This window comes from Dokdonella sp., from assembly GCF_051958935.1.
Taxonomy (GTDB): domain Bacteria; phylum Pseudomonadota; class Gammaproteobacteria; order Xanthomonadales; family Rhodanobacteraceae; genus Dokdonella_A.
Genome location: NZ_JBQCFP010000186.1, coordinates 1 through 4,859, shown reverse-complemented (window position 1 = coordinate 4,859; position 4,859 = coordinate 1). Strand labels below are relative to the sequence as shown.

General features: G+C 66.7%; 5 protein-coding genes. 2 read left to right on the top strand and 3 right to left on the bottom strand.

All coding sequences use genetic code 11. The features are described from left to right. Together ACTHK2_RS17235 and ACTHK2_RS17230 are read right to left on the bottom strand one after the other, a co-directional pair. Positions 1 to 705: hypothetical protein (locus ACTHK2_RS17235; protein WP_440246972.1), on the bottom strand; the 705-nt coding region annotated here is incomplete at its 3' end. Between the two features lie 142 nt (positions 706 to 847). Next, on the bottom strand, positions 848 to 2,275 hold the full coding sequence (locus ACTHK2_RS17230; RefSeq protein WP_440246971.1) for an MATE family efflux transporter: 1,428 nt from the start codon (positions 2,273 to 2,275) through the stop codon (positions 848 to 850). 424 nt (positions 2,276 to 2,699) lie between these two features. Here ACTHK2_RS17230 and ACTHK2_RS17225 point away from each other — a divergent pair, with 424 nt between their 5' ends. Continuing rightward, complete coding sequence (locus ACTHK2_RS17225; protein ID WP_440246970.1) at positions 2,700 to 4,277, top strand: hypothetical protein; 1,578 nt, start codon at positions 2,700 to 2,702, stop codon at positions 4,275 to 4,277. Between the two features lie 149 nt (positions 4,278 to 4,426). Further along, positions 4,427 to 4,702, top strand: a complete 276-nt coding sequence (locus ACTHK2_RS17220) for a hypothetical protein (protein ID WP_440246973.1) — start codon at positions 4,427 to 4,429, stop codon at positions 4,700 to 4,702. Here the strand turns inward: ACTHK2_RS17220 and ACTHK2_RS17215 are convergent. After that, positions 4,627 to 4,859 (bottom strand): IS30 family transposase (locus ACTHK2_RS17215; RefSeq protein WP_440246969.1); only part of this gene is annotated, 233 nt, incomplete at its 5' end. The genes ACTHK2_RS17220 and ACTHK2_RS17215 overlap by 76 nt on opposite strands.

Here is a 4,859-nt window from a genome sequence, read left to right as displayed (position 1 = left end):
CCAACCGGGGTAGTCGCTGTTCGTCTTGCCGTCGCCCGGCGCGCACACGGACCACGCCGCATCGGTGCCCATCGCATCGATCGCGAATTGCCCGCTGCGATTGCGATGACCGCCGTTCGCGGCGCCCGCCTGCAGCACGACGCCCTTGCCCTTGAATGGAAATACGAGTGACGTCGCCTGCGTGTAGATTTCGATCGGCACGACGATGCGCGCCGCGACCGTGCGACCGTGCTCGTCCCTGAGCGTCGCCGCGACCGTCATCCGGTTGGTGCCGAACGCTGCGGGTTCGGTATGGCGAAGGCGCAGGAACAGCGGCCAGTGCAGCGGTGTCGGCGGCTCGCGGCCGTCCGGCAGTTTCGGCGCGAAGCTCGATCGATACGTCATCGCGGCGAACGCTTGCTTGCCGTAGTGCGCACTGCGCAGTACGAGATCGTCCTTCGCGAGTTCGACGTCGAGCGCGATCGGCTCCAGCGTCGCAGGGCCCGGCGTCTGCACCGCGATCGAGACGATCCAGCTTTCGGTGTTTTCGTGGCTGCGGTCCTTGACCTTGAACACGCGGGTCGGGCGCAGGACCAGGATGGCGCCGCCGGTTCCGGCATCAGCCGCTGCCCTCGCGGGCGCGGTCGTGGAAGCGATCGCAGGCGTCGCCGCCGCCAGGGCGGTGACACCGAGGAATCGCCGGCGCGTGAAGGCGGTAACGGGCATGTCGGATCCGCAGCGGGCGCGAAGGCGCGCGGCGATCATGATGGCGCATGCGCGCGTGCGCGCGTGCAGAACGTCACGGGCATGCGCCTCGGCTGGGCGCGGCGGGCGTTCGGCTCGCCGCGACCAGGCGGTATCGCGCTCCCTACACGCGCGCGAGCTTCCATCCCCCGCGCGAGAACAGCCAGAGCGTGAACAGGCCGACCGAGGTTTCCGAGACGAACACGGCCCAGAACACGCCCCTCTCCTGCCAACCGAGGTGCAGCGCGAGCCACCACGCGAGCGGAATCTGGATCAGCCAGAAGAACACCACGTTGATCCAGGTCGGCGTCATGGTGTCGCCGGCGCCGTTGAACGCCTGCACGCTGACCATCCACCAGCCGTACACGAACAGCGCATAGGAGAGGATCCGCAACCCCTCGGCACCGACGAGCACCACCGTCGGGTCGTCGGTGAACACGCCGACGATCTGCCGCGGCAGGAAGAAGTACGCGAGCGAGACGAGCAGCAGGTACGCCATGTTGTAGCGGCCGATCTGCCACACCGACGCCTCCGCGCGATCCGGCTGCTGCGCGCCGAGGTTCTGCCCGACCAGGGTCGCCGCCGCGTTGGACATGCCCCACGCGGGCATCATCGTGAACATCATGAAGCGGATCGCGATCGTCGCGCCAGCGACCGCCTCGCTGCCGACGCTGGCGAGGATGCGCATGAGGAAGATCCACGACGTCATCGCGACGATCATCTGGCCGACGCCGCCGAGCGACGTGCGCACGATGTTCCACAGCACCGCGCCCTGCCAGCGCAGGTGCGAGGCGAGCACGCGGATGTGCTGGCCGCCGCGCAGCAGCACCCACAGCTGCACCAGCACGCCGGTGCCGCGACCGATGTTGGTCGCGATCGCCGCGCCCTCGATGCCCCACTCGGGGAAGGGCCCGACGCCGAAGATCAGCAGCGGGCACAGCACGATGTTGAGGCCGTTAGACAGCCACAGCACGCGCATCGCGATCGCCGCATCGCCCGCGCCGCGGAAGATCGCGTTGATGACGAACAGCAGCATGATCACCGCGTTGCCGCCGAGCATCCAGCGCGCGTAGCGATACCCGTGCTGGATCGCCCATTCATCGCCACCCATGAGCCGCAGCAGGTCCGGCGCATACAGGATGCCGACGATCGCCGGCAGCAGCGACGCGAGCACCGCGACGATGATCGCCTGCACCGCGGTCACCGCAGCCTCTTCCGGCTTGCCCTCGCCGATGCGGCGCGCGACCACGGCGGTGACCGCCATCGCGAGCCCCATCGCGACCGCGTACAGCAGGAAGAGATAACTCTCGGTCAAGCCGACCGTCGCGACCGCCGAGGGCCCGAGCCGTGCGACGAAGAAGATGTCGACGACCGCGAAGGTCGATTCCAGCACGAGCTCGAGCACCATCGGCACCGCGAGCAGGAACACCGCGCGGCGCAGCGGAATCTTCGTGTAGTCCGCCTGCGTGCCGCGGATCGCCTCGCGCAGTTGGCCGAACAGCGTGCGCGGCAGGACGGGTTCGGGCGACGCGGGGGTGGTGACGGGTTGCATGCAGGACCTCGCGAGCGACAAGGAGGGGGATGGTAAACGCAGGCCGCCCGCGGCGCATCGCGCAGGTGCGCCGCGTGGATGTGCCGTTGCCGCCTTCTTGATCACGACGACGTACGAGCAGGCCGCGAATCGACATCGTGCATTGACCCGAGTGAGCGTCACGCTCGCGTCATGCGAAGCGCGATTCCCTCGTCGATCCGCCTTAAACCCAACGGGCAATTCCTCGGTCGCCTTTGTCCACGGGCGGCCGATGGATCAGGCGGCAACCCGCTATGCTGTGGCGAGGACGGCTTGCCGGCAGGCCTCGCCCGCGCCGCTCCTCGCTCGCCCACAGGAGATGCAGATGAACGCAGCAAGGATTCGGCTCCCGTTCCGTGGACCGTCATCGCAAGCGTCGCGCGCGCTCGCCAGGGTGGTGGCCACGATGCTCTCGGCCTCCGCCTTCGCCAATACCTATACCGTGTCGAACACCGCGGACTCCGGCACCGGCAGCCTGCGCCAGGCGATGCTCGATGCCAACGCGCAGCAGTCCACCGGTGGCACGCAGTGCGCCGGGCACACCATCACGTTCGCGATTCCCGGCAGTGGACCGCACACGATCAGGCCGCTGTCGCCGTTGCCGAAGATCAACATCCCGATCGCGTTCGAGGGCTACTCGCAACCGGGTTCCAGCGAGAACACTGCGCTGACCGGCAGCAACGCGGTGATCGCGATCGAACTCGACGGCAGCCTCGCCGGGCCCACCGACGCCTTCGTCGTCGGCGCGGGCATTCCCGGCTCGGGGCTGTGCTCGGGCAACACGAGCACATTCCGCGGGCTCGTCATCAACCGCTTTGCCGGCGCCGCGATCTCGATGGGCGAAGAAACCTGCCCGGTCGGCGAAGCTTGCCTTAGTGGCGGCGTGCTGATCCAGGGCAACTACATCGGCACCGACGTGACCGGCACGCAACCGCTCGGCAACGGCATCGCGCTATCGCGACCCGCGCTGGTGTTCGGTACCAGCAGCCGCGTGAACATCGTCGGCGACCAGGTCGTCGCGAACGGCGGCCCGGTCGATCCGCGCCCGCAGTCGCGCAACGTGATCGCCGGCAATGGCGCCGATGCCATCCGCATCTTCTCGACCTCGGCCGACGTGAACACCGGCCTTTCGCAAGGCCACGTGATCCGCAACAACTATATCGGCCTCGACGCGACCGGCGCGGCGGCACTGCCCAACGCGGGGCGCGGCATCACGATGGACGCGAACAGCAGCGACGTGCAGATCGTCGACAACCTGATCAGCGCCAATGCGAGCGACGGCGTCGCCGTGCTCGACAGCCCGTTCCCTGGAACGTCGGTGATCGGCAATGGCATCGGCATCGGCATCGCCGGCCAGGCGTTCGGCAACGGCGGCCATGGCGTGCTCGTCGCGAACCTCGCCACCGGCGTGAGCGTCGGCGCCCGGTTCCTGTACGCGCCGACGGCGGCGGCGCTCGCCAACAACGCCGGTGCGGGCGTGTTCGTCGACGGTTTCGCGATCGTGGACGCCGGCAACCTGTCCAGCGCGCACAACGGCGGCCTCGCGCTCGACCTCGCGCCTGCGGGCGTGAACGCGAACGACGACGGCGACCCCGACACCGGACCCAACGAACTGCTGAACCGGCCGACGATCATCTCCGCCGCACCGGACGTCGGCAGCACCACCGGCCACATCGACGGCTTGCTGGAAGCCGTGCCGAACAGCACCTACGAGATCCGCTTCTTCCTCAACGACACCTGCGACGCCGGCGGATCCGGCGGCGGCCAGACCCCGATGCCGACGACCTTCGTCAACGTCACCACCGACGCGCTCGGCCATGGCAGCTTCGTGAAGATCACGCCGTTCCTGCCCGCGGGCCGCTACGTCACCGCCGTCGCGCGCGGCTTCTCGACCACCGCCCCGGTGCCTGCGCTGATCACGTCGGAGTTCTCCAACTGCCGGCTGATCGGCGACGACATGATCTTTGCGGATGGTTTCGATTAGGCGCGCGGATTCAAGCGGAAAATTCTTCCGTCCCCTTTGTTTCGCCGTAAATCGACTGGTAACCAGGGACGAATACGACGACGCCCGCTATTGCCTGCGCGGCACTCAAAAGAGTAGTGTTTTTACATGACAACGGCCGAACACAGATCATGACGATAGCCGACATACAGAATGCCCTAGATGACTTCTTTTCAACCAAGGGACGTCATGTGATGTTCACTGGAGCAGGAGTTTCGGCGCATGCAGATCTTCCGGTCTGGAGCACCCTGCTCGCCGGACTCGCTGAAACCCTTAGGAAAAAAGATCCACTCACGCAGCAGCAGATTCTTAAAGAATTGGCAGGGCGAGCTCAACCGGTCGATGCAACAGCGGCGCTCAGCCTCTCGGCCGGCGTTCTGAAGCCCAAGGTTTCTCTGGGCCGTTGATTCAAGCGTAGTGCATTCTTGTTCAATGCTGCTTGCGAGTGAGCGGAAAGATCCGTTCCATTGGGAAAGTACTGCCTGAGCAAACCGTTAGTGTTTTCGTTGGTGCCACGTTGCCAAGGGCTTTGCGGATCGCAAAAGTAAACCTGCACGTCGGTGG

What these genes read in the sequence shown, in the direction of transcription:
- ACTHK2_RS17230 (WP_440246971.1), bottom strand. Translation starts at nt 2,275, where the DNA reads ATGCAACCCGTCACCACCCCCGCGTCGCCCGAACCCGTCCTGCCGCGC.
- ACTHK2_RS17225 (WP_440246970.1), top strand. Translation starts at nt 2,700, where the DNA reads ATGCTCTCGGCCTCCGCCTTCGCCAATACCTATACCGTGTCGAACACC.
- ACTHK2_RS17220 (WP_440246973.1), top strand. Translation starts at nt 4,427, where the DNA reads ATGACGATAGCCGACATACAGAATGCCCTAGATGACTTCTTTTCAACC.